23 protein-coding genes are annotated in these 21,197 nt (G+C 72.8%); 11 read left to right on the plus strand and 12 right to left on the minus strand.

The features are described 5' to 3' along the window. Nucleotides 1-47 precede the first annotated feature (47 nt). Nucleotides 48-446 carry a VOC family protein gene (locus OIE67_RS22515; protein WP_326643415.1) on the minus strand — a complete coding sequence of 133 codons (399 nt, stop codon included), beginning with the start codon at nt 444-446 and terminating at the stop codon, nt 48-50. Nucleotides 447-539: 93 nt separating this feature from the next. On the opposite strand from OIE67_RS22515, the gene OIE67_RS22520 reads away from it, so the two are divergent. Beyond that, entirely contained in the window at nt 540-1,601 is a 1,062-nt protein-coding gene (locus OIE67_RS22520) for a helix-turn-helix transcriptional regulator (protein ID WP_326643417.1), read from the plus strand. Here the strand turns inward: OIE67_RS22520 and OIE67_RS22525 are convergent. Together OIE67_RS22525 and OIE67_RS22530 are read right to left on the minus strand one after the other, a co-directional pair. Then, on the minus strand, nt 1,591-2,628 hold the full coding sequence (locus tag OIE67_RS22525; RefSeq protein WP_326643419.1) for an LLM class flavin-dependent oxidoreductase: 1,038 nt from the start codon (nt 2,626-2,628) through the stop codon (nt 1,591-1,593). The genes OIE67_RS22520 and OIE67_RS22525 overlap by 11 nt on opposite strands. 27 nt (nt 2,629-2,655) lie before the next feature. Next, on the minus strand, nt 2,656-2,913 hold the full coding sequence (locus tag OIE67_RS22530; RefSeq protein WP_326643421.1) for an ArsR/SmtB family transcription factor: 258 nt from the start codon (nt 2,911-2,913) through the stop codon (nt 2,656-2,658). A 110-nt stretch (nt 2,914-3,023) separates the two neighbouring features. Here OIE67_RS22530 and OIE67_RS22535 point away from each other — a divergent pair, with 110 nt between their 5' ends. Next, nucleotides 3,024-4,988, plus strand: coding sequence for an AfsR/SARP family transcriptional regulator (locus OIE67_RS22535; RefSeq protein WP_326643423.1), 1,965 nt, complete (start codon nt 3,024-3,026; stop codon nt 4,986-4,988). Here the strand turns inward: OIE67_RS22535 and OIE67_RS22540 are convergent. Beyond that, complete coding sequence (locus tag OIE67_RS22540; RefSeq protein WP_326643426.1) at nt 4,966-5,634, minus strand: nitroreductase; 669 nt, start codon at nt 5,632-5,634, stop codon at nt 4,966-4,968. The two genes, OIE67_RS22535 and OIE67_RS22540, sit on opposite strands and share 23 nt — an antisense overlap. A gap of 74 nt (nt 5,635-5,708) precedes the next feature. Next, on the minus strand, nt 5,709-6,185 hold the full coding sequence (locus tag OIE67_RS22545) for a MarR family winged helix-turn-helix transcriptional regulator (protein ID WP_326643427.1): 477 nt from the start codon (nt 6,183-6,185) through the stop codon (nt 5,709-5,711). Between the two features lie 134 nt (nt 6,186-6,319). On the opposite strand from OIE67_RS22545, the gene OIE67_RS22550 reads away from it, so the two are divergent. Beyond that, nucleotides 6,320-7,324 carry an ABC transporter permease gene (locus tag OIE67_RS22550; RefSeq protein WP_326643429.1) on the plus strand — a complete coding sequence of 335 codons (1,005 nt, stop codon included), beginning with the start codon at nt 6,320-6,322 and terminating at the stop codon, nt 7,322-7,324. Between the two features lie 109 nt (nt 7,325-7,433). Continuing rightward, nucleotides 7,434-8,582, plus strand: coding sequence for a macrolide family glycosyltransferase (locus OIE67_RS22555; protein ID WP_326645433.1), 1,149 nt, complete (start codon nt 7,434-7,436; stop codon nt 8,580-8,582). A 15-nt stretch (nt 8,583-8,597) separates the two neighbouring features. On the opposite strand, the gene hutC is transcribed toward OIE67_RS22555, so the two are convergent. Continuing rightward, nucleotides 8,598-9,359, minus strand: a complete 762-nt coding sequence (gene hutC / locus OIE67_RS22560) for a histidine utilization repressor (protein ID WP_326643431.1) — start codon at nt 9,357-9,359, stop codon at nt 8,598-8,600. A 189-nt stretch (nt 9,360-9,548) separates the two neighbouring features. On the opposite strand from hutC, the gene OIE67_RS22565 reads away from it, so the two are divergent. Together OIE67_RS22565 and hutU are read left to right on the plus strand one after the other, a co-directional pair. After that, nucleotides 9,549-10,976 (plus strand): purine-cytosine permease family protein, encoded by a 1,428-nt coding sequence (locus tag OIE67_RS22565; RefSeq protein ID WP_326643433.1) that lies wholly within the window; start codon nt 9,549-9,551, stop codon nt 10,974-10,976. Between the two features lie 18 nt (nt 10,977-10,994). Next, the gene (gene hutU / locus OIE67_RS22570) at nt 10,995-12,650 is read left to right on the plus strand and encodes a urocanate hydratase (RefSeq protein WP_326643435.1); all 1,656 of its coding nucleotides are present in this window, start codon (nt 10,995-10,997) and stop codon (nt 12,648-12,650) included. A gap of 74 nt (nt 12,651-12,724) precedes the next feature. Here the strand turns inward: hutU and OIE67_RS22575 are convergent, their stop codons facing one another. Together OIE67_RS22575 and OIE67_RS22580 are read right to left on the minus strand one after the other, a co-directional pair. Next, nucleotides 12,725-13,279 (minus strand): ArsR/SmtB family transcription factor, encoded by a 555-nt coding sequence (locus tag OIE67_RS22575; RefSeq protein ID WP_219911746.1) that lies wholly within the window; start codon nt 13,277-13,279, stop codon nt 12,725-12,727. A 74-nt stretch (nt 13,280-13,353) separates the two neighbouring features. Continuing rightward, nucleotides 13,354-13,704: a sensory rhodopsin transducer gene (locus OIE67_RS22580; protein WP_326643439.1), complete on the minus strand. Its 351-nt coding sequence runs from the start codon at nt 13,702-13,704 to the stop codon at nt 13,354-13,356. 216 nt (nt 13,705-13,920) lie between these two features. Between OIE67_RS22580 and OIE67_RS22585 the strand changes: the two genes are divergently transcribed. Then, the gene (locus OIE67_RS22585; protein WP_326643441.1) at nt 13,921-14,127 is read left to right on the plus strand and encodes a hypothetical protein; all 207 of its coding nucleotides are present in this window, start codon (nt 13,921-13,923) and stop codon (nt 14,125-14,127) included. Further along, nucleotides 14,124-15,266, plus strand: a complete 1,143-nt coding sequence (locus OIE67_RS22590; protein ID WP_326643443.1) for a radical SAM protein — start codon at nt 14,124-14,126, stop codon at nt 15,264-15,266. The genes OIE67_RS22585 and OIE67_RS22590 overlap by 4 nt, the downstream gene beginning before the upstream one ends. On the opposite strand, the gene OIE67_RS22595 is transcribed toward OIE67_RS22590, so the two are convergent. Continuing rightward, nucleotides 15,188-15,916 carry a VOC family protein gene (locus OIE67_RS22595; RefSeq protein ID WP_326643445.1) on the minus strand — a complete coding sequence of 243 codons (729 nt, stop codon included), beginning with the start codon at nt 15,914-15,916 and terminating at the stop codon, nt 15,188-15,190. The genes OIE67_RS22590 and OIE67_RS22595 overlap by 79 nt on opposite strands. Nucleotides 15,917-16,067: 151 nt before the next feature. Between OIE67_RS22595 and OIE67_RS22600 the strand changes: the two genes are divergently transcribed. Further along, nucleotides 16,068-16,667: a histidine phosphatase family protein gene (locus OIE67_RS22600; RefSeq protein WP_326643447.1), complete on the plus strand. Its 600-nt coding sequence runs from the start codon at nt 16,068-16,070 to the stop codon at nt 16,665-16,667. 18 nt (nt 16,668-16,685) lie between these two features. Here OIE67_RS22600 and OIE67_RS22605 read toward each other — a convergent pair whose 3' ends face one another. Continuing rightward, entirely contained in the window at nt 16,686-17,687 is a 1,002-nt protein-coding gene (locus OIE67_RS22605; protein WP_326643449.1) for an NADPH:quinone reductase, read from the minus strand. Nucleotides 17,688-17,871: 184 nt separating this feature from the next. After that, the gene (locus OIE67_RS22610; RefSeq protein WP_106237981.1) at nt 17,872-18,252 is read right to left on the minus strand and encodes a winged helix-turn-helix transcriptional regulator; all 381 of its coding nucleotides are present in this window, start codon (nt 18,250-18,252) and stop codon (nt 17,872-17,874) included. Nucleotides 18,253-18,407: 155 nt separating this feature from the next. Here OIE67_RS22610 and OIE67_RS22615 point away from each other — a divergent pair, with 155 nt between their 5' ends. Together OIE67_RS22615 and OIE67_RS22620 are read left to right on the plus strand one after the other, a co-directional pair. Beyond that, the gene (locus OIE67_RS22615) at nt 18,408-19,430 is read left to right on the plus strand and encodes a quinone oxidoreductase family protein (protein WP_326643452.1); all 1,023 of its coding nucleotides are present in this window, start codon (nt 18,408-18,410) and stop codon (nt 19,428-19,430) included. Between the two features lie 80 nt (nt 19,431-19,510). After that, nucleotides 19,511-20,275 (plus strand): SDR family NAD(P)-dependent oxidoreductase, encoded by a 765-nt coding sequence (locus tag OIE67_RS22620; protein ID WP_326643454.1) that lies wholly within the window; start codon nt 19,511-19,513, stop codon nt 20,273-20,275. 179 nt (nt 20,276-20,454) lie between these two features. Here the strand turns inward: OIE67_RS22620 and OIE67_RS22625 are convergent, their stop codons facing one another. Then, nucleotides 20,455-21,057 carry a TetR/AcrR family transcriptional regulator gene (locus OIE67_RS22625; RefSeq protein WP_326643456.1) on the minus strand — a complete coding sequence of 201 codons (603 nt, stop codon included), beginning with the start codon at nt 21,055-21,057 and terminating at the stop codon, nt 20,455-20,457. Nucleotides 21,058-21,197 lie beyond the last annotated feature (140 nt).

Consider the following 21,197-nt stretch of genomic DNA (forward strand, 5'->3'; position numbering starts at 1 on the left):
CTGGCGGGTCAGCGGGCTGGGCCAGCGGGCTGGGTCAGCGGGCTGGGTCAGCGGGCGAACCGTTCGACGGCCTCGGGGGTGACGGGGGTGAAGAAGTTCACCAGGTTGCCGTCGGGGTCGCGGAACAGCAGCGCCCGGTTGCCCCAGGGCATCGTGGTGGGCTCGTTGACGAAGTCCGCCACGAAGTCGGTCAGGTTCTGGTAGACGCCGTCCACGTCGTCGACCAGGAACTCGACGATGACGCTGCGGTTGGCCGCCGGCTCCGCCGAGCCGGGGGCGAACAGCGGGACGGTGCGGGTGCTGCCGATGGCGAGGGTGGCCGAGGCGGTGCGCAGCTCGGCGAAGTCGTCGTTGGCCCAGCTCGCCTGCACCCCGGTGGCGCGTTCGTAGAAGCCGACGAGGCGGGCGACGTCGCCGGTGATGATGCGGATCGAGACGAAGTTCACGGGTGGTTCTCCCTGGTCGTTCCTGAGGTACGACCGCACGCTACGCCGGATACCGGGCGAAACCCGCCCGGTATCTGCGGCAGACTTTCCGTTATGGCCCGACCCACCGCCCGCGTGCTCACCCTGCTGGAGCTCCTGCAGTCGGGTGGCCTGCGGACCGTGACCGAACTCGCCGACCGGCTCGGCGTGGACGAGCGCACGGTACGGCGGTACGCCGGCCACCTCATCGACCTCGACGTGCCCGTGGAGTCGGTGCGCGGCCGCTACGGCGGCTACCGGCTCGGCCCCGGTTACCGCCTGCCTCCGCTCATGCTGAGTGACGACGAGGCGCTCGCGGTGCTGCTCGGCCTGGTCGCGGGGCGCAGGACCGGTCTGCTGACGGCCGCGGGCACGGCGAGCGAGACGGCCGCGGCGAAGATCAGGCGGGTGCTGCCCGAGCGGCTCGGCCGCCGGCTCGACGCCGTGCTCGGCTCCCTCGCCTTCACCGCCCCTGCCGGTGAGCCGGCCAGTGAGCCGGCCGGTGAGCCGAGCGTCCCGGAGACCGCGGTGCTGCTCGCGATCGCCGACGCGGTGAGCCACCACCGGCCGGTCTCGATCCGGTACACCGACGCCGGCGGGCGGCGCAGCGAGCGCACGCTGCACCCGTACGGGCTCGTCGCGCATTCGGGCCGGTGGTACGTGACGGGCGCCGATCCGGCGATCGGCGAGGACCGGACGTTCCGGCTGGACCGCATCGCCGGCGCCCGGACCCTGCCCGGCTCGTTCGACCCGCCCAGCGGGCCCGGCCCGGCCGAACGGGTCCTGACCGGGCTCGCCACCGCCCCGTACCGGCACGAGGTGACGCTCCGGGTCCAGGGCAGCGCGGACCAGATCCGCACCCGGCTCCCCGCCGGCATCGCGATCGTGACGGAAGCGTCACCGGTGAGCGGCGCGGGTCAGGACGTCGTGCCCTGGGCCCGCGTCGAGTTGCGGGCTGAACGGCTCGACTGGCTGCCCGCCGTGCTCGCCTCGATGGACCTCCCGTTCCTCATCGAACGGCCGGACGAGCTGCGCGACCTCGTCGTGGCGTTCGCCGACCGGCTCGCCCGGTCGGCCCGGCGAAGCCCGCCCGCCGGGGAAGGCGACGACCAGGGCTGCGACGGGGTCAGGCGTTGAGTTCGGCCAGCCAGCCGAGCTGTTCGACGCGGTCCTCGACGGTGGGCGCGTTCAGTCCGACGATCACCCGGGTCGCGCCCGCCTTGCGGTAGGACTCCAGCCGCTCGCGCACCCGCGCGGGCGTCCCGCACAGGGCGAGGGCGTCCACCAGGTCGTCGGGCACCTCCTCCATCGCCTCGCCGAGATCGCCGTCGAAGTACGCGTCCCGCACCCGCGCCGCCGCCGGGCCGAAACCGAGCCGGTGGGCGAGCCGGTTGTAGAAGTTGACCCCCCGGGTGCCCATGCCGCCCAGGTAGAGCGCCAGCATCGGCCGGATCAGGTCGCGCGCGTAGTCGGCGTCGTCATCCACCATGGCCATGACCATCGGCGAGACCTCCACCTGGGCCGCGTCGCGCCCGGCCAGGGCCGCCCCGGCCCGCAGGTGTTCCATGGTCTCGGCCACGTGCTCGGGCGGGAAGTGGATCGGCAGCCAGCCGTCGGCGATCTCCCCGGCCAGCGCCACCGCCTTCGGCCCCATGGCCGCCAGGTGGACGGGCAGCGGCCTGCGTACGGGTGCGACCGTCATGCTCAGCGCCTTGCCGCGGCTGTCGGGCAGCGGCAGCACGATCTCGGGACCGTCGTGCTCGACCGGCCGGCCGTCCAGCGCCGTCCGCACCACGGCCACGTAGTCGCGCAGGTGGGCCAGTGGCCGCTCGTACCGCTGACCGTGCCACCCCTCGGCCACCTGCGGCCCCGAGGCGCCCAGCCCGAGCAGGAACCGTCCGCCGGACACCCGGTCGATCGTGGTGGCGGCCATCGCCGCCGAGATCGCCGTGCGGCCCGTCACCTGGATCACGCCGGTGCCCAGCCCGATCCGCTCGGTGCCGGCCGCGAGCCACGCCAGCGTGGTCGCCGGATCGACCCCGTAGCCCTCGGAGGCCCACACCGAGTCGTATCCGAGCCGCTCCGCCTCGCGTGCCAGCGTCAGCTGGGCTTCATGGGTGGCCGCCACGGGGCCGAGGGTGCCAAGGCTGAATCCGAGCCGCACTGCCGCCTCCTCATGATCCGTTTTGCCCTACTCTCCCGCAGAAGCCGCACCGGCACCAGGGCCGGCGGCGGCCGGCCGGATCAGGGCGGCGCCGAGGCCGGTGGCCCGGTGGATGACCATGTTGGCGTGGCGGGTGCTGGTGATCAGGCCGGCCCGGTGCAGGGCCTGGGCGTGCGCGCTGGCCGAGGACGGCGAGGTGCCGGTGCGCCGGGAGAGTTCGCTGGTGGTGCGGCCGGGGGTGGCGGCGATGTGGCACAGGACGCGGGCGCGGGTCGCGCGGCGCAATGTCCGGGCAATGCCCGCTCCATGCCCTCGATCACGCGTTCCGGCCCGGCGCACACTACGGAGGTGCCGGAAGCGGCCGAAGGCGGAGACGAGAGCGAGGAGCGAGGCCGGTGACCACTGTGCGGTTCTCGGTGCTGGGTCCCCTGACTGCGGTCCAGGACGGGACTCCTGTCCCTGTCACGGTCGGCAAGCTACGTGTCCTGCTCGCCACTCTCCTGCTGCGCCCCAACGAGGTCGTTCCGGCCGACCTGCTCGCCGAGCGCCTGTGGGGCCGCCGGGCTCCGGCCAACCCGCGCAAGGTCCTGCGTACGTACGTCGTACGGCTGCGCCAGACCCTGGATCTGAGGGACGTGATCGTCACCATGCCGGACGGCTACCTGGCCCGGCTGCGGACCGACCAGCTCGACCTGCTCCGCTTCCGCGCCCTGCTCCATGAGGCCGGCCAGGCCGCGGACCCGCTGACGGAGCGGCGGCTCCTGCACGAGGCGCTGGCCCTGTGGCGCGGCCCCGTGTGCGCCGGCGTCGCCTCGGAGACGCTCCAGCAGATCGACGTCCCGCCCCTGGCCGAGCTGCACGTGCACACCCTCGAACGCCGCATCGAGCTGGACGCCGGCCTCGGTGAGCACGCCTCGCTCGTCGCCGAGTTGCAGGCCCTGACCGCCGAGCATCCCTTCAGGGAGCGGCTCTGGGCCCAGCTCATGACCGCCCTCTACCGCACCGGCCGGCAGGCCGAGGCGCTGGAGACCTACCGGACCGTCTTCCGGCTGCTGCAGGACGAGCTCGGCATCACCCCCAACGCCGAGCTGCGCCGCCTGCACCAGGCCATGCTCGCCCAGTCACCGGTGGACACCCCGGATGACCTGAGCGATCCGCCCCCGCCCATCCCGCCCAGGCAGCTCCCGGCCGGCGTGCCGGCGTTCGTCGGACGCGCGGACGAACTGACCGCCCTCACCGCCGGAACGGGTGCCGCCACGGTCACGGGTGACGCCGCGGCGACGGGTGTCGCGGCGATCACCGGTGCCGCTGCGGTGACTGGTGACGCCGCGATCACCGGTGCCGCTGCGGTGACTGGTGACGCCGCGATGACGGTCAGCGCGATCGACGGCATGCCGGGCGTCGGCAAGACCGCCCTGGCCGTGCGCGCCGCGCACCTGCTGGCCCCGCACCACCCCGGCGGCCAGCTGTTCCTGAATTTGCGCGCCCACAGCCAGGACGACCCACCGCTCGACCCCGCCGACGCTCTCGACCGCCTGCTGCGCGCCCTGGGCCTGCCCGGCGAGCACGTCCCCGAGCGGCTGGACGACCGTGCCGGGCTCTACCGCAGCCTGCTGGCCGAGCGACGGGTCCTGGTCGTCCTGGACGACGCCGCCAGCGAGGCCCAAGTCCGGCCGCTGCTGCCGGGCGGCGGCGGCTGCCACGTGCTGATCACCAGCCGGCGCCGCCTGTCCGGCCTGGACGTCACCCACGCCCTGTCGCTGGACCCGCTGCCCGCCGCCGACGCGATCACCCTGTTCGCCCGCACGGCCGGCGCGGGCCGGGTGGCCGGCTCGCCCCGGCACCTCCTGGCCGCCGTGGTCGAGCACTGCGGCCGGCTGCCCCTGGCCATCAGGGTGACGGCCGCGCGCCTGCGCTCCCACCCGACCTGGCGCCTCACCCACCTGCTCGACCGCCTCGGCGACCCCCGCCAGCCGTTGCGCGCCGGGCAGCGCAGCGTCACGGCGGCCCTCGACCTGTCCTACCGGAACCTCGACGAGCCGCAGCGGCAGGCGTACCGGCTGCTCGGCCTGAATCCCGCCGCCGACCACGCCGTCGGCGCCGCCGCCGCGCTCATGGACACCCACCCCGTCAGGACCGAGCGGCTGCTGGAGCAGCTGCTCGACGCGCACCTCATCGAGGAGCCCGCACCCGGCCACTACCGCTTCCACCATCTCGTCCGGGCGCACGCCACGCAGGCGGCGGCGACCGTGAACGCGAGCGAGCGCCGGGCCGCCCTGGCCCGCCTGCTCGCCCACCACGCCCGCCTGGCCTCGGAGGGCACGCAGGCGGACGGCGCTATCGGCTTCCGACGAACGTGACCGTCTCGTCGAGCGGCGCCCGGCCCGTGCGGATGTACTGCTCCGCGGCGTCCTGGGAGCCGATCGACATGCCGCAGAACAGGATGAGCTCCTCCGGCGGCCGCAGGATCTCCGCGACCGTCTTCCGGTAGACCGACCACGCCATCTGCGGGCAGCTGTGCAGCCCTTCGGCGCGCAGCAGCAGCATGACGGTCTGCAGGTACATGCCGAGATCGGACCACTGCGGCCGGCCGAGGCCGCGGTCGACGTAGCAGAAGAGCGCGGCGGGCGCGCCGAAGCACTGCCAGTTGCCGGAGGCGGCGCGCTGGCGCGCCTCCCAGTCCTCGCGGGTGACGCCGAGCGCGCTGTAGCGCTCCCGGCCGAAGGCGGCCCGGCGCTCCTGGTACGGGGACTTCAGCACGGCCGGATACATCTCGTACTCGCGCTCGTCCCACGGCTCGCCGGCGGCCAGCCGCGCGCCGGCCCGCCGCTTGATCTCGGCCAGCGGCTCGCCGGTCACCACGTAGACGTGCCAGGGCTGCAGGTTCGACCCGGACGGCGCCCAGGCCGCGGCGGACAGCACCCGCTGCAGCACCTCTCTCGAAACAGGCCGTCCGGTGAATCCGCGCACAGCCCGCCGGCTGGTCACGGCCTCGTAGACGTCCATGATCATCATCTCCCCCGCACTTCCGTGACGGTATGCACTATTCATCGGGGGGACGGGCGGCGGATCCTTCCTGCCTACCCGTCCGCGGGATAGGCGAACCTGGTCAGCAGATCCCGCAACTGCTCGGCCTCTCCGGGCCCGAGGCCCGCCACCAGGCGCTCGGCCATCGGCTCCGCCGCGACGTGCGCCGCGTCGAACAGCTCGACGCCGCTCGGCGTGATCTCCACCGCGCGCACCCGCCGGTCTCCCGGCACGGCCTTGCGCACGGCCAGTCCCTTACGCTCCAGGTCGTCCACGACCCGCATGATCCCGGCCTTGTCCGACCCCGTCGCCGCCGCCAGGTCCCGCTGCACCGTCGGCCCACGATCGGACAGCACGATCAGCACGGCGAAGTGGCGCAGCTCGATGCCGAGCGGCCGCAGCGCCTCCGTCATCACCGCGGCCGCCCGCCAGTGGGCCTGGCGCAGCAGCAGACCGAGGGCGAAGGGCGAGGCGTCACCCGGCCGGTCGGTCGCCCGCGGCGGTGCCGCGGAAGGTAGGTCGGCGCTCATGAACCCACCCTACCAGCATCCTTTCACTCGATACGGTATCGAATGAAACAACTGTCCGTCATCACGAGACCAAGCCTGCGGCAGGGACGCGTGTCATCGGGCTGCCCCGGTGGTCCCGCGCCTAGCGTGTGCGCATGGACGACCGGATCAGCCGCCGATGGGAGGCCTTCAAGGAGTCGCCGTTCCTGCCCGCGACCGTGATCGTGCTGATCCTCTCCGCCGGCGCCGGGCTCTTCGCCGGTTCCTACACCTACGCCATGGCCAACCCGACCCCGCACCGCGTACCGGTCGCCGTGGTCGGGGTCAGCCATCAGACCGTGCGCGGCAAGGCCTTCGCCGCCGGCCTGGAGCGGGCGCTCGCCGCCTCCCTCGCCCTGTCCTTCGAACGCTCCTACGAGCAGGCCTGGGAGGCGGTCGAGGAGCAGCGCGTCTTCGCGATCATCGTGGTGCGCGGCGACGACGTCACGCTGAACGTGTCGAGCGCGTCGGGCGCGTCGGTGGCGCTGCTGCTCACCGAGGCGGCGCCGAAGGTCGCGCCCCGGGTCGGCGTCCGGCTGACGGTGCGCGACATCAACCCGCTGCAGCGGGGCGACCCGCGCGGGCTGGCGCTGTTCTACATCACGCTCGCGGCGGTCGTCATCGGGTTCATCGGAGCCGTTCAGCTCCACGCCAACGCCGCGGGACTGTCGGCGTGGCAGCAGATCGCCTTCACCGTGGCGTACGCGGCGCTCGGCGCGCTGTCCATCGTGGCCGTCGTGGACTGGGGGCTCGGCGCGCTGAACCTGCCGCTGCCGGAGTCGTGGTTCATCCTGGCGCTGACCATGTTCGCCTCGGGGATGGTGTTCGCCATGTTCCACACCCTCGTCGGGCGCTGGGCGATGGTGCCCACCTGGGGGCTGATGGTGCTGCTCGGCAACCCGTCCTCGGGCGGGGCGGTGTCCTGGCCGCTGCTGCCGTCGCCGCTGGGGGCCATCGGGCGCTGGCTGCCGCCGGGGGCCTCGGTCAACGCCCAGCACACCGCGGTCTACTTCGGCGGCCATCAGCGGGTGCTGCCGTACCTGGTGCTGGCCGCCTGGGGGCTGGTGGGGTGCGCCGTCTTCCTGATCCGGCGCTCGCGCGCCCCGGAGGACCCCGCATGACGCGGCGGCCGGCGTTTCGCGTGATCGTCCGCGCTGGTGCAGCATGGACGTTTCACCTTGAGTACTGAAATGAGTGATTCGCGTGTCACGTCGTCGTGCCCACATCTCGATGGTCGGCATCCCCGCCGTCAGCCACGTCCTGCCCAGCTTGGAGATCATCCGCGAGCTGGTGGCCCGCGGCCACCGGGTGACCTACGCCAACGACCCCGCGGTCGCGGAGCTGATCACCGGCACCGGCGCCGAGCTGGTCACCTGCACCTCCACCCTGCCGGTGGCGGACAACCTCTGGCCCGACGACCCGATCGCCGCGATGAGCCTGTTCCTGGACAACGCCGTCCAGGCCCTGCCGCAGTTGCGCGCCGCCTACGACGACGATCCCGCGGACCTCTACCTGTACGACATCGCCGGCTACGCCGCCCGCGCCCTCGCCGAGCGGCAGGGCCGCCCGCTGCTGCAGTTGTCCCCGACGTTCGTGGCCTGGAAGGGGTACGAGCAGGACGTGGCCGCGCAGTTGTGGGAGCTGCCGGGCGCCGGCGACTACCGGAAGAGGTTCGCGGACTGGCTGGCCGGCTGCGGGGCGACCACCCTCGACGTGGACGCCTTCTCCGGCCGGCCCGAGCGCGCCCTGGCCCTGATCTCCCGGGCGATGCAGCCGTACGCGGACCAGGTCGACACCAGTACGGTGACGTTCGTCGGCCCGTGTTTCGACCTGTCGGGCGAGGGGGACTCCTGGACCCGCCCGGCGGACGCCGGCAAGGTGCTGCTGATCTCGCTGGGCTCGGCGTACACGCGCCGGCCGGAGTTCTACCGCCGGTGCCTGGCGGCCTTCGGCGACCTGCCCGGCTGGCACGTCGTGCTGCAGATCGGGAAGTACACCGACGCGGGCGACCTGGGCGGCATCCCGGCCAACGTCGAGGTGCACCCCTGGGTGCCGCAGCGGGCCATCCTGGAGCAGGCCGACGCCTTCGTCACCCATGCCGGGATGGGCGGGTGCGGCGAAGGGCTGCTGGCGGGCGTGCCGATGATCGCCGTTCCGCAGGGCGCCGAGCAGTTCACGAACGCCGACCGGCTGGTGGAGCTGGGCATCGCCCGCCGGATCGACACCGAGGACGCCACGGCCGAGCGGCTGCGGACCGCGCTGATCGAGCTGACCACCGACCCGGAGGTCGCCCGCCGCTCGGCCCGGCTGCGGGCCGAAGCACAGGCCGAGGGCGGCACCGCGCGCGCCGCGGACCTCATCGAGGCCATGCTGCCCTGACCGCCCGGCGGGTGCTCAGTCGGTGCCGAAGGTGCCTTCGAGGCGGTGGCGGGAGCCCGGATGGAGGAGACGGGCCGAGCTCACCAGCACGTCGCCGGACCAGGTGCGGCGGCGGACGAGCAGGCACGGCTCGTGGCGGCCGACGCGCAGCAGCCGGCGCTCGGCGGCGTCGGCGAGCACCGCCTCGACGATGTGCTCGCCACGGGTGAGCGGCGCCACCTCGTTCAAGTAGGCGTGGGGGGTCTGCCGGGTGAAGTCGCGCTCCAGGTAGTGGGGCGCGCCGGCCGGGTTGACCAGGCGATCCTCCAGCTGGATGGGGGTGTCGTCCTCGAAGTGCACGATGAGCGTGCGGAACACGGTCGGCCCGGCCGCCGCCCGGAGCTCGGGATCGGCCGCGCCCGACGGCTCCTCGCGTGCGTAGACGACCTCGGTGCGGTGCCGGTGGCCGTGCCGCCGTACGTCGTCGGCGATGTTCCTGACCTGGAGCAGGGCCGAGGCGGCCTTGGGCGCGGCGACGAACGTGCCCACCCCCGCCCGCCGCACGACGAGGCCCTCGTGGGTCAGCTCGCGCAGCGCCCGGTTGATCGTCATGCGGGACAGGCCGAGCGCGCCGACGAGCTGGTGCTCCGACGGGAGCTGCTGGCCGTGGGCCCACCGCCCGGACCGCACGCCGGTCGCGATGATCGTCTTGACCCGTTCGTACGCGGGCGCGGAGGCGGGGCCGACCTGCTGGAACTGGGCGGCGAGTTCGGACTCGACCACCGTGATGGGCACCATGGCCTGGCGATCCTCAGGGCTCGGGGGACGGCGGGACGGGCTCGGGGACGGCGGGACGGAGGAGCTCTCCTGGCCGATGGCCGGAAGTTTATCTTCCTCCGCAGGGTAGCGAGCTGTATATACAGGACTGTACATTTCCCCCAGCCCCTGTATCCCCCAGGGCGCGAGAAGCGCGAGAGGCGGACCGCCATGCAGCACGACCATCCCCCGGGCGCGGCCCCCGCCGTGGAGCGCCGGACGATCGACGTGATCCCCGACGCCGAACGGCACGGCACGCCGCGCAGCCAGTTCACCCTCTGGTTCGGCGCCAACATGCAGATCACCGCGATCGTGGACGGCGCGCTCGCCGTCGTCTTCGGCGCCGACGCCCTCTGGGCGATCGTCGCGCTGCTCATCGGCAACGTGCTGGGCGGCGTGGTGATGGCGCTGCACTCCGCCCAGGGCCCGCGGCTCGGCCTGCCCCAGATGATCTCCAGCCGGGCGCAGTTCGGCGTGTTCGGCGCGGTCGTGCCGCTCGTCCTCGTCGTGCTGATGTACCTGGGCTTCGCCGCGACCGGCAGCGTGCTGGCCGGCCAGGCGCTCGGGCGGATCCTGCACGTGCCCGCGACCGCCGGCATCCTGCTCTTCGGCGCGCTGACGGTGATCGTCGCGGTGACCGGCTACCGGCTCATCCACACCGTCGGCAGGATCGCGACCGTGGTCGGCGTGTGCGGCCTCGGCTACCTGCTGATCGCCGTGTTCACCACGTACGACGTGGGCGCGGTCGTCGGCGTCAAGCCGTTCGAGGCGCCGACGTTCCTGCTCGCCGTGGGGCTCGGGGCGGCCTGGCAGCTGACGTTCGGCCCGTACGTCGCCGACTACTCGCGCTACCTGCCGCGCAGCACCCCCGAGTCGGCCACGTTCTGGAGCACGTTCGCGGGCAGCGTGATCGGCTCGCAGTGGGCGATGACGCTGGGCGCGCTGATCGCGGCCGTCTCCGGCGACGCGTTCGTCGGCGACCAGGTCGGTTTCGTCGGCGAGCTGGCCGGGCCCGCGGCCGTCGCGCTGCTCATCTACCTCGTGATCGTGGTCGGCAAGCTGACCGTCAACACGCTCAACGCCTACGGCGGCTTCATGTGCCTGCTGACGACCGTGACCGCGTTCAACGGCCGCTCGCGCATCTCGCCGGTGGCCCGCGCGCTCTACATCGTCGCCTTCACGGCCGTGTCGGTCGCGGTGGCGATCATGGCCAGCGCCGACTTCCTGAACAACTTCAAGAACTTCGTGCTGGTGCTGCTCATGGTGTTCACGCCGTGGAGCGCCATCAACCTCACCGACTACTACCGGATCTCCAAGGAGCGGGTGGACATCCCCGCCCTGTACGACCCGTCCGGCCGCTACGGCCGCTGGAACGTGCCCGCGCTGGTCTGCTACGCCTTCGGCGTGCTGATCCAGATCCCGTTCCTGGCCCAGAAGCTCTACACCGGGCCCGTCACCGAGCTGCTCGGCGGCGCCGACATCTCGTGGATCGTCGGGCTGGTGGCGACCGCCGCGCTCTACTACCCCTTGGCCAGGCGCACCGCCAACCCGCCCGCCGAGATGATCTACCCCTCCGCCGAGGCCGCACCGGCCCGCTGACGAAAGGAACCGAACATCATGGAAGGCGCACGCCCGGTCCGAGCCGCCCGCGGCAGCACGCTGACGGCTCTCGGCTGGCAGCAGGAGGCCGCGCTGCGGATGCTGCAGAACAACCTCGACCCCGAGGTGGCCGAGCATCCCGACGAGCTGGTGGTCTACGGCGGCACAGGACGCGCCGCCCGCGACTGGCGCTCGTTCGACGCGATCGAGCGCACGCTGCGCACGCTCAAGGCGGACGAGACGATGCTGGTGCAGTCGGGCCGGCCGGTCGGCGTCATGACCACCCACGAGTGGGCGCCGCGCGTGCTGATCGCCAACTCCAACCTGGTCGGCGACTGGGCCAACTGGGAGGAGTTCCGGCGCCTCGAGGCCGCCGGGCTGACCATGTACGGCCAGATGACGGCCGGTTCGTGGATCTACATCGGCACGCAGGGCATCCTCCAGGGCACGTACGAGACGTTCGCCGCTGTCGCGGCCAAGAGGTTCGGCGGCTCGCTGGCCGGGACGATCACGCTCACCGCCGGGCTCGGCGGGATGGGCGGCGCCCAGCCCCTGGCCGTCACGATGAACGGCGGCGTGGTGATCTGCGTCGAGTGCGACCCGTCCCGCATCCAGCGCCGCCTCGACCACGGCTACCTCGACGTGCGCGCCGACGACCTGGCGCACGCGCTGCGGCTGGCCACCGAGGCCAGGGACGCCCGGCGCCCGCTGTCGATCGGCCTGCTCGGCAACGCCGCCGAGGTGCTGCCGCGCATGCTCGCCGAAGGCGCTCCGATCGACGTCGTCACCGACCAGACCAGCGCCCACGACCCGCTCGCGTACCTGCCCGCCGGGATGGCGTTCGAGGACATGACCTTCGAGCGCGACAAGGACCCGGCCGGCTTCACCGAGCGGGCCCGCGCGTCGATGGCGCGGCACGTCGAGGCCATGGTCGGATTCATGGACGCGGGGGCGGAGGTGTTCGACTACGGCAACTCCATCAGGGGCGAGGCTCAGCTGGCGGGGTACGAGCGCGCCTTCGCCTTCCCCGGGTTCGTGCCCGCGTACATCAGGCCGCTGTTCTGCGAGGGCAAGGGCCCGTTCCGGTGGGCGGCCCTGTCGGGTGATCCGGCCGACATCGCCGCCACCGACCGAGCGATCCTGGAGCTGTTCCCCGGCAACGAGCAGCTGGCCCGCTGGATCCGCCTGGCCGGCGAGAAGGTGCACTTCCAGGGCCTGCCCGCGCGGATCTGCTGGCTCGGCTACGGCGAACGCGACAGGGCCGGCGAGCGGTTCAACGACATGGTGGCGAGCGGTGAGCTGCGGGCTCCGATCGTCATCGGCCGCGACCACCTGGACTGCGGGTCGGTGGCCTCGCCGTACCGGGAGACCGAGGGCATGCTGGACGGCTCCGACGCGATCGCCGACTGGCCGCTGCTCAACGCGATGGTGAACGTGGCCTCGGGGGCCTCCTGGGTGTCGATCCACCACGGCGGCGGGGTCGGCATCGGCCGCTCGATCCACGCCGGCCAGGTGACCGTGGCCGACGGCACCGCGCTGGCCGGGGAGAAGATCCGCCGGGTGCTCACCAACGACCCGGGCATGGGCGTGATCCGGCACGTGGACGCCGGCTACGACCACGCCGCCGAGGTCGCCCAGGACACCGGCGTACGCGTCCCGATGCGAGAGTCATGACGTCAGACTCCCTGAGGACCCGGCCGGTGTAGCGGGGGTGCGGCGCCTCTTACGCCGCACCCGGCAGCTCGTCGTCAGGAGCCGCGGGGGTCGGGGAAGCCCATCCAGCGCAGCAGGATCATCCGGGCGCCCTCGGGCGCGCTGTCGCGGTCGGAGCCGAAGCGGCGCACCAGCTTCAGGTACTCCTCGTGGAACTCCTTCAGCCGCTCCTTGGTCATGAAGGTGCTGGAGCGCGAGCCCTGCTGCCAGTCGCTGTCCTCGTCCCGGTCGCGGACGAAGGCCGACAGCAGGCGCAGGTCCTCGGCGAGCCGCGAGTCGCCCAGCCGCACGGCGAGGTCCTGCTCGGCGTCGGTCATGTCCGCGCGGGCCGGCAGCCGCCGGTCGGCCTTGACCACCTCCCACCAGCGTTCCCGCCCCTTGGCCCGCTCGCGCAGCTCGGTCACGAAGCCGGTGTCGGCGAGCAGCCGCAGGTGGTAGCTGGTGGTCCCGGTGTTCTGACCCATGGCCTTGGCCAGCGTGGTCGAGGTGGCCGGGCCGTGGTTGGCCAACTGGCGCAGGATCTCCCGCCGCAGCGGGCTGGCCAGCGCCTTCATCGCCGCAGGCGTGTGCATGACCGGGTCGGTGGACATCCGCCCAGCCTAGTGGTGTGCCGAAACCCTTGTGCAGAAGAACTGCTGCAGACTGCCCTCAGCCGCCGACGCGGTCAGGCCGCCGGCTGCTGTGCCGTCTGCTGTGCCGTCTGCTGTGCCGTCTCCGGGGCATCGCGGTCCGCCGGGTGCGGCTGGACGAGGACGGGGGCGTCCGACACGACCACGACCGAGTGCGGCAGCGCCCGCACGGGACCGCCGGCGCCGACCAGGTCGGCCAGGACGGAGGAGCGGGTGCGCTGCGGCGGGATGACCAGCCGGATCGGCCCCAGCGGCTGCCCGCCCTCCGCGCAGAGCGTCAGCTCGACCCGGGCGATCCCCGCGCTGACGTTGAGCAGGCTGAGCTGGTCGCCGGGCATGCATCCGTCGACGATCGTCATCTTCCGGTCTCCCGCCATGGTGCTCATCCGTGACTCCCGTCTGCCGCTGCGCCGGCCGTCCCGCTACCCCGGCCGGGCGGGATCTATCCAGGAGCGCCGATTTGGCGGTGGCTTTGCTATCGCCGGAGACCCCTTCGGGTACGTGCTCGGCGAAGCCGCAGGCAACCACCATCGGACCACGCACACCCGGCCGTCCCCGCAGCCGTCGCGCAGGACCGGCGGGGAACGACACAGGAGTGCACGATGGCCGATGAATCAGCCGTGCCCGTCCGGGCGAAGGACGTGAGCGTCGACGACGAGGGCCGGGTCACGATCGCCGATCCGGAGATCGCCCGGGCGCTGCAGGCCCTGGCCGGTGACGCGGAGCTGACGCCGCATCCGGAACATCCCGGGCATGTCGCCAACAACTGCTTCGGCGGCAACTGCTCGATGGGCTGCGCGCCCAAGTGAGCGCGGGCGAGCCGGCGGGCGTCTCCGCGTTCGATCGGGAGATGGCCGCGTCGTTCCGCAGCGACCGGCTCCATCTCATCCTCTTCCCCACCGAGCAGTGCAACTTCCGGTGCACGTACTGTTACGAGGACTTCGCCATCGGACGGATGCGTCCCGAGGTCGTCGAGGGCGTGAAGAACCTCATCGACCGGCGCCGCGACGACCTGGCGCACCTGCAGATCTCGTGGTTCGGCGGGGAGCCGATGCTGGCGCGGCCGATCGTCGAGGACGTGGCCGCGCACGCGAGCGAGGCCCGGCGGCGCAGGCCCGGCCTCGGTTACGACAGCGACATGACCACGAACGGCTACCTGCTCGACGACCCGGCCGCGCGCCGCCTGGCCGAGCTGGGCATCCGCAGGTTCCAGGTGTCGCTGGACGGGCCCGCCCAGCACCACGACCACACGCGGGTACGGGCTGACGGCCAGGGTACGTTCGAGCGCATCTGGCGGAACCTGTCGTCGATCCGCGACGGTTCGGCGGACGTGCGGGTGCTGCTGCGGGTCCACCTCACTCCGGGCAACCTGGCGGTGATGCCGGAGTTCCTCACCCGGGTGCGGGACACGTTCCTCGGCGATCCCCGGTTCCTGGTGTTCCTCAAGCGAGTGGTGCGGCTCGGCGGCCCCGGCGACGCGTCCATGGAGGTGCTCGACGCCGAGGACGCGAGGATCGCCGCGCTGGAGGAGATCATCCGGACGGACGGGCGGGGTGCGAGCCTGTTCCAGCCGGAGGAGGTGTGCTACGCCGCCCGCGCGAATTCGCTGATGGTCCGGGCGGACGGGCGGCTCGGCAAGTGCACCGTGGGGCTGTCGGAGCCGGCCAACACCGTCGGCCGGCTGCTGCCCGACGGCTCGCTCAAGGTGGACAACCCGCGCCTGCGCCAGTGGCTGCAGGGGTGGGAGTCGCGCGACCCCGAGCTGACCGCCTGCCCATACGAGGCGTTCACCCGGCAGGGCACCGGTCCCCGGGGCCCGGAGCTGCTCCAGCTGACGGAACGGCCCGGCGGGCCGCCGCGTCCGGCCGGTCAGGCCGGCGGGCGGTCGTACAGGCAGAACTCGTTGCCGTCGGGGTCGGCCATGACCACCCAGGCGACCTCGCCCTGACCGATGTCCACGCGGGTCGCCCCGAGGGCGACGAGCCGGTCGGCTGCGGCCTGAAGGTCCTGGCCGGGGGCGGGGACGAAGTCGAAGTGCAGCCGGTTCTTGCCGTGCTTCGGGTCCACCGGCGGACCGCCCCAGGTGATCTTGGGGCCGCCGTGCGGTGAGCGGATCGCGGTCTCCTCGTCCTGGTCCCAGACCAGCGGCCAGCCCAGCGCCTCGCTCCAGAAGTAGCCGACCCGCTGCGTGCCGTCGCTCGCGAGCGCCCCGACATAGCCGCAGTCGGCGAGGAACTGGTTGTCCGGGCCGAGGACGCAGAACTCGTTGCCCTCGGGGTCGGCCAGCACCACATGGCCCTCGTCGGGGCGCTGCCCGACGTCGATGTGCCGGCCGCCGAGGTCGAGCGCCCTCGCTACCTTCCGCTCCTGATCCTCCAGGGACGTGCTGGTCAGGTCGAAGTGCATCTGGTTCGGGCCGAGCTTCTTCTCCTCGGACGGCACGAACCGGATCCGGAACCCGGTGTCGTCGGCCGGCAGCAGCGTGATGCCGTCGTGCGGGTCGGCGGCCGCCTCCCAGCCCAGCATTCCGGCCCAGAAGCGGGCGAGATCCTCATGGTCGTTCGCGTCGAAGCAGAGTGCGACGAGCTCAGCAGTCATCCCGGATCTCCCATCCGCCGGTCACGGCCCTCCTGACACGGGGGCCGAGACCACGCTAGCCCGCGCGGCGACGGCGACGCCAACGCTTTTCGGGCGCGCTCATCCGCCGCTATGACAGCGATTCCGGACTTCTGCTATCAATGACGCAATCATGACCCGTTACCTGTATCTCACCCGCCACGGCGAGGCCACGCCGGACGAGAGCGGTCTCACCGAGAACGGCCGCCGCCAGGCCACGCTGCTCGGCGAGCGGCTGCGCGACGTCCCCCTCGCCGCCGTCCACCACGGCCCACTGCCCCGGGCCGCGGAGACCGCCGCGCTGATCGGGAAGCAGCTGCCGGACGTGCCGCTGCGGCTTTCCGAGGCCGCCGGGGACTACGTCCCGTACCGTCCCGGCGCGGACGAGCTGCCGCCGGAGCACGCCGGCCGTTACCTGGCCTTCCTGGAGCAGTTCCCCGCCGACGGGGGCGACGAGCTCGCCGCGCGGGCCATGGACGCGTTCACCGGCCCGGTGGCGGAGGGGACCAGGCACGAGCTGGTCGTGACGCACAACTTCCTGATCGGCTGGCTCGTCCGTGCCGCGCTCGACGCGCCGGAGTGGCGCTGGCTCGGCCTCAACCACGCCAACGCCGCCCTGACCGTCATCCGCTACAGCCCCGACCGCCCCGCCTCCGTCCTGTACTACAACGACATGGGCCACCTGCCGGCCGGCCTCCGCTGGACCGGCTTCCCACCGGACCAGCGGGTCTAGGCCCTTCCGCCGGCTTCGTCACGGCAGGACGACGACGCGTCCCCTGACCCGGTCGGGGCCGTGGTGCTCCAGGAGGCGGTGGGCCTCGGCGGCGTCGGACAGCGGCAGCCTCGCCCCGATCCGGACCCGGAGCCGCCCTTCGGCGAGCAGGGCGTTGATCGTCGTCGCGGCCGACCGCAGGTCGGCGATCGAGGCGTTGCTGATGACGAAGCCGCGGATGCTCAGGTCACGCGGGTAGAGGTCGCCCGCCGGCAGCACCGGCCGCGAGCGCAGCCCCGCCATGACGAGGACGCGCCCGCCCTGGACCAGCAGCGGCAGCGTGCTCTCGAGGTCGTTGACGCCGGAGTTGTCCCAGACGAGGTCCACGCCGTCCGGGGCCGCGTCCCTGACCCGTTCGGCCAGGTGCGGATCGCGGTAGTCGACGACGGCGCTCGCGCCGAGGGCCAGGCACCATTCGGCGTCCCGCGCGGACGCGGTGGCGACGACTTTCGCGCCCGCGGCCACGGCGACCTGGACGACGGCGCTGCCGACACCGCCGGCGGCCCCGTTGACGAGGACGGTCCGGCCGGCCCGGAGCCCGCCCTCGCGGAACAGCCCGACGCAGGCGGTCGCGGCGGTGTGCAGGGTGCTCACGGCGAGGTCCGGCGGCACGTCGGGCGGCAGCCGGTACAGCCTGTCGGCGGGCACCACCGCGTACTCGGCGAACGACCCCTGCCGGCCGTCGTGGCCGAGGCTGTTGCACCACACCCGCTCCCCCGGACGGAACGCGGAGACTCCGGCGCCGTGCGCGGCGACCGTGCCGACCAGGTCACGGCCGATGACGAACGGGAACGGGGTGTGGGTGCGGTAGGCGCCCGAGCGGACGAACGTGTCGACCTGGTTGACGGCCAGCGCTTCCGTGCGGACGAGCACGTCGGTCGGTCCCGGCGCCGGGACCGGCAGCTCACCGATCGTGATCCGGTCGGCCGGGCCGAGGCCGGTGATGTACGCGGCCGTCATGACCGCAGGAACGTTCTCCATCCGGTCGTTCCTGTCCACGAGCTCCCACCGCGAAACCGCGGGGACATGCCGATCAGCGCCTAGGGATACCCGCCGGAATTCATCCCGCGCCGGGCCCGATGTCCGGCGGGTTCGCGATGGCGGTCCCGTAGTGGCCCACCTTCCCGTCTGGGGCCTGCGGACAACCCGTCCGGGTCGCCTCGGGTCACCGGGCGTCGAAGGCGGTTCTGGAGTCCAGGATGCCGGTGGCGTTGCGCTCCGCCCAGCCGGCCAGGGCGCGGACGACTTCGAGCAGGCTGCTTCCGCGCGGGGTGAGCGCGTAGTCGACCCTCGGGGGTTTGGTGTCGTGGACGGTCCGCGTCACCAGGCCGTCCCGCTCCAGCCCGCGCAGGGTCGCGCTGAGCATGCGTTGCGTGATGGGGGCGCTCATGCGGCGCAGCTCGTTGAAGCGCAGGGTGGTGTCGCCGAGCTGGCAGATGACGATCACCGACCACTTGTCGCCGATGCGTTCGAGCACGCCGCGGATCAGGTCGCGGCCTTCTTCGCACAGGCCGTCGTCAGCCAGGATCGGGAGCGGTTCCGCCATGGCCCCCAGTATACGGACGGTACCTGGTTCCGTTCCGGAACGGTTCTCCCGGTGATACCTGCGCACTTGAAAGTGCTCTCTTGTCGCTTTTGCCCCTTGGTGCGAGGGTACGAATGTCGTACCAGGTAACTAAAGAGAACCGTATGGGAGCTGCGATGATGCGAGCCATCGGCCTTTTCGAGTTCGGCGGGCCGGACGTGCTTCGGGTCATGGATCTGCCGGATCCGCACGCCGGGCCCGGCGAGGTCCGGGTGCGGGTGCACGCGGCGGCCGTTAACCCATCGGACACGCTGCTGCGCTCCGGCGCTAACGCTCACGTGCTCGCCGGCGTGCCGGGCCCGTACGTGCCCGGGATGGACATCGCCGGCGTGATCGACGAGATCGGCCCGGGAACCGAGACCGGCCTCGCCGTGGGCGAGCCGATGATGGCGATGGTGATCCCGGTCGGCCAGGCCGCCGGCGGCTACGCCGAGCACGTCGTGCTGCCGGCCGGCTGGGTCGTCCCCGCGCCCGCCGGCCTGGACCACGTGGCGGCGGCGACCCTGCCGATGAACGGGCTCACCGCCCTGCTGGCCCTCGACCGGCTGGCCCTCGCTCCTGGCTCGGTGCTGGCGGTGATCGGGGCCGCCGGGGCTCTCGGCGGGTACCTGGTGCAACTCGGCGGACACGCGGGCCTGACGGTCCTCGCCGACGCCGCCCCCGCCGACGAGGCCCTGGTCCGCGAGCTGGGCGCGACGAACGTCGTCCCTCGCGACCGGACCAGAACAGACGCCGCTGCTCGCGACCTGCCCGCGACGGACCCCGCCCCAGGGGGATCGGGCGTTGCCGCTCGTATCCGGGCGTTGTATCCGGACGGCGTGGACGCCCTCGCCGATACCGCGCTCGTCGGGACTGGTCTGCTCGACGCCGTCCGCGACGGCGGAACCTACGCCCGTTTCCGTGACGAGAAGCTGCCCGGCGGCCAGGTGCCGAACGCCGGCGGCCGGGTCACGGTGCTGACGCCGTTCGTCCCGGAATACGCGGGCCGGACGGACAAACTGCGCCAGATCCGCGACCTCGCCGAGCAGGGCGTGCTCACCCCGCGTGTCGCGGCCACCCTCCCGGCGAGCGAGGCGGCCGAAGCACACCGGCGACTCGAAGCCGGCGGCGTCCGCGGCCGCATCGTCCTCACCTTCTGAACCCCGATCCCGGTCATCGCGCTCATCTTCTGAGCCCGAGCCTGGCCATTGACGTCACCCGACAACACTGAGGAGTCATCATGTCCACGCGTTTCACCGACAAGGTCATCCTGATCACCGGCGCCACCTCCGGCATGGGCCGCGCAGCTGCCGAGCGGCTCGCCGATGAGGGGGCCAAGGTCGTCCTGGCTGCCCGTGGCAAGGAAGCGGGAGAGGCGCTGGTGGCCGGCCTTCGGCTCGCCGGGCGGGAGGCCACCTTCGTCCCCACCGACGTACGCGAGGAAGGGCAGGTGGCGGAGCTGGTCCGGCAGACGGTCGAACGGTACGGCCGGCTCGACGGCGTGTTCAACAACGTCGGGGCCGCCACGGCGGCAGGGGCGGTGACCGAGATCGACGGCGACGCCTGGCAGGGGGACCTCGCGCTCAACCTCAACAGCGTCTTCTTCGGCCTGAAGCACCAGATCCCGGCGCTGGGAGCGAGCGGCGGGGGCGCGATCGTGAACAACGCCTCCATCCTGGGCGTGACCGGGCAGGCTGGGATGGCCTCCTACAGCGCCGCCAAGCACGGCGTCATCGGTCTCACCCGTTCGGCGGCGCTCGACGCGGCCCCGGCCGGCGTACGGGTCAACGCCCTGGTCACCGGCGGCGTCGACACCCCGCTGCTGCGGGCGGGCATGGGCCCGACGCCGGAGGAGTCGATGCGGATCGCCGCGGCGATGCACCCGATCGGGCGGATCGGCCGGCCGGAGGAGGTCGCGGCGTTCGTGGCGTTCCTGCTCAGCGACGAGGCCGGCTTCATCACCGGCGCCGCCCTCGCGATCGACGGCGGCATCACCGCCGCCTGACAACCCCACCGTTCAGGCCGCACGCGACCCCGGCCCGCGTCCGCCCATGCCCGGCACACGGCGTCAGTCCGCCCCCTCCGCGTCCGGCGCACGACGTCCATCCGAGCCCGGCCACGCCCGGCAGGAGACGTCAGTCCCAAACCAGCCATGCCTGGTGCGCGACGTCAGGCTGAGCCCGGTCATGCCTGGGGGACGGTGCCGGCCGGGGTCGGGTTCAGGGAGTGGAAGAGGGTGGTGACGAGCTGGGCGAGGTCTTCGGAGTGGGCTTCGGCGAGGGCCGGGGTGCCGATGACGCGGCGCATCAGCCACACCCCCGCCTGCACGGCCAGCATCAGCTCCGCCCGCACCTCTGCCCCCGCGCCGGACAGCTCCTCGGTGAGGTGGCGGCCGGCGTGGCGGCCGATCGCCTCGCGCATGATCTCCGCCGCGCGCGGGTTGGCGGCCGACCGGAGCATGAGCAGGAACGGACCCAGCTCCTCGGCGGCCGGCGCCGTCCGTGACACCAGCGTGCGCGCGGTGCTCGCGGCCAGTTCCCGGCCCGTGCCGGTGATGACGGTACGCGGCGCGAAGGCGACGTCGACCGCTTCGGCGAACAGTTGCTCCTTCGACCCGAAGTAGCGGTTGATGAGCATCGCGGTCACCCCCGCGTTCCCGGCGATGTCGCGGACCCCCACCCCGTCGTAGCCGTGCCGGGTGAAGGCGGCGACCGCCGCGTCGAGGATGGCCTGCCGGGTGGCGGCGGCGTCGCGTCTGCGCCGGTCGGGTGCGGGTCGGTCGCTCATTCTACAAGTGTATAGTTCGCCTCAGTTACGAACGTGTACACCGGCGAACGGCCCGCGTCACGTCACAGTGCCGTGGTGCCCTTCGCGGTGAGCCGGTCCGAGGCGGGCAGTCGCTCACTCTACCGATCTTGAAGAGGCCC

The organism is Nonomuraea fuscirosea, assembly GCF_035917475.1.
GTDB classification, from domain to species: domain Bacteria; phylum Actinomycetota; class Actinomycetes; order Streptosporangiales; family Streptosporangiaceae; genus Nonomuraea; species Nonomuraea fuscirosea.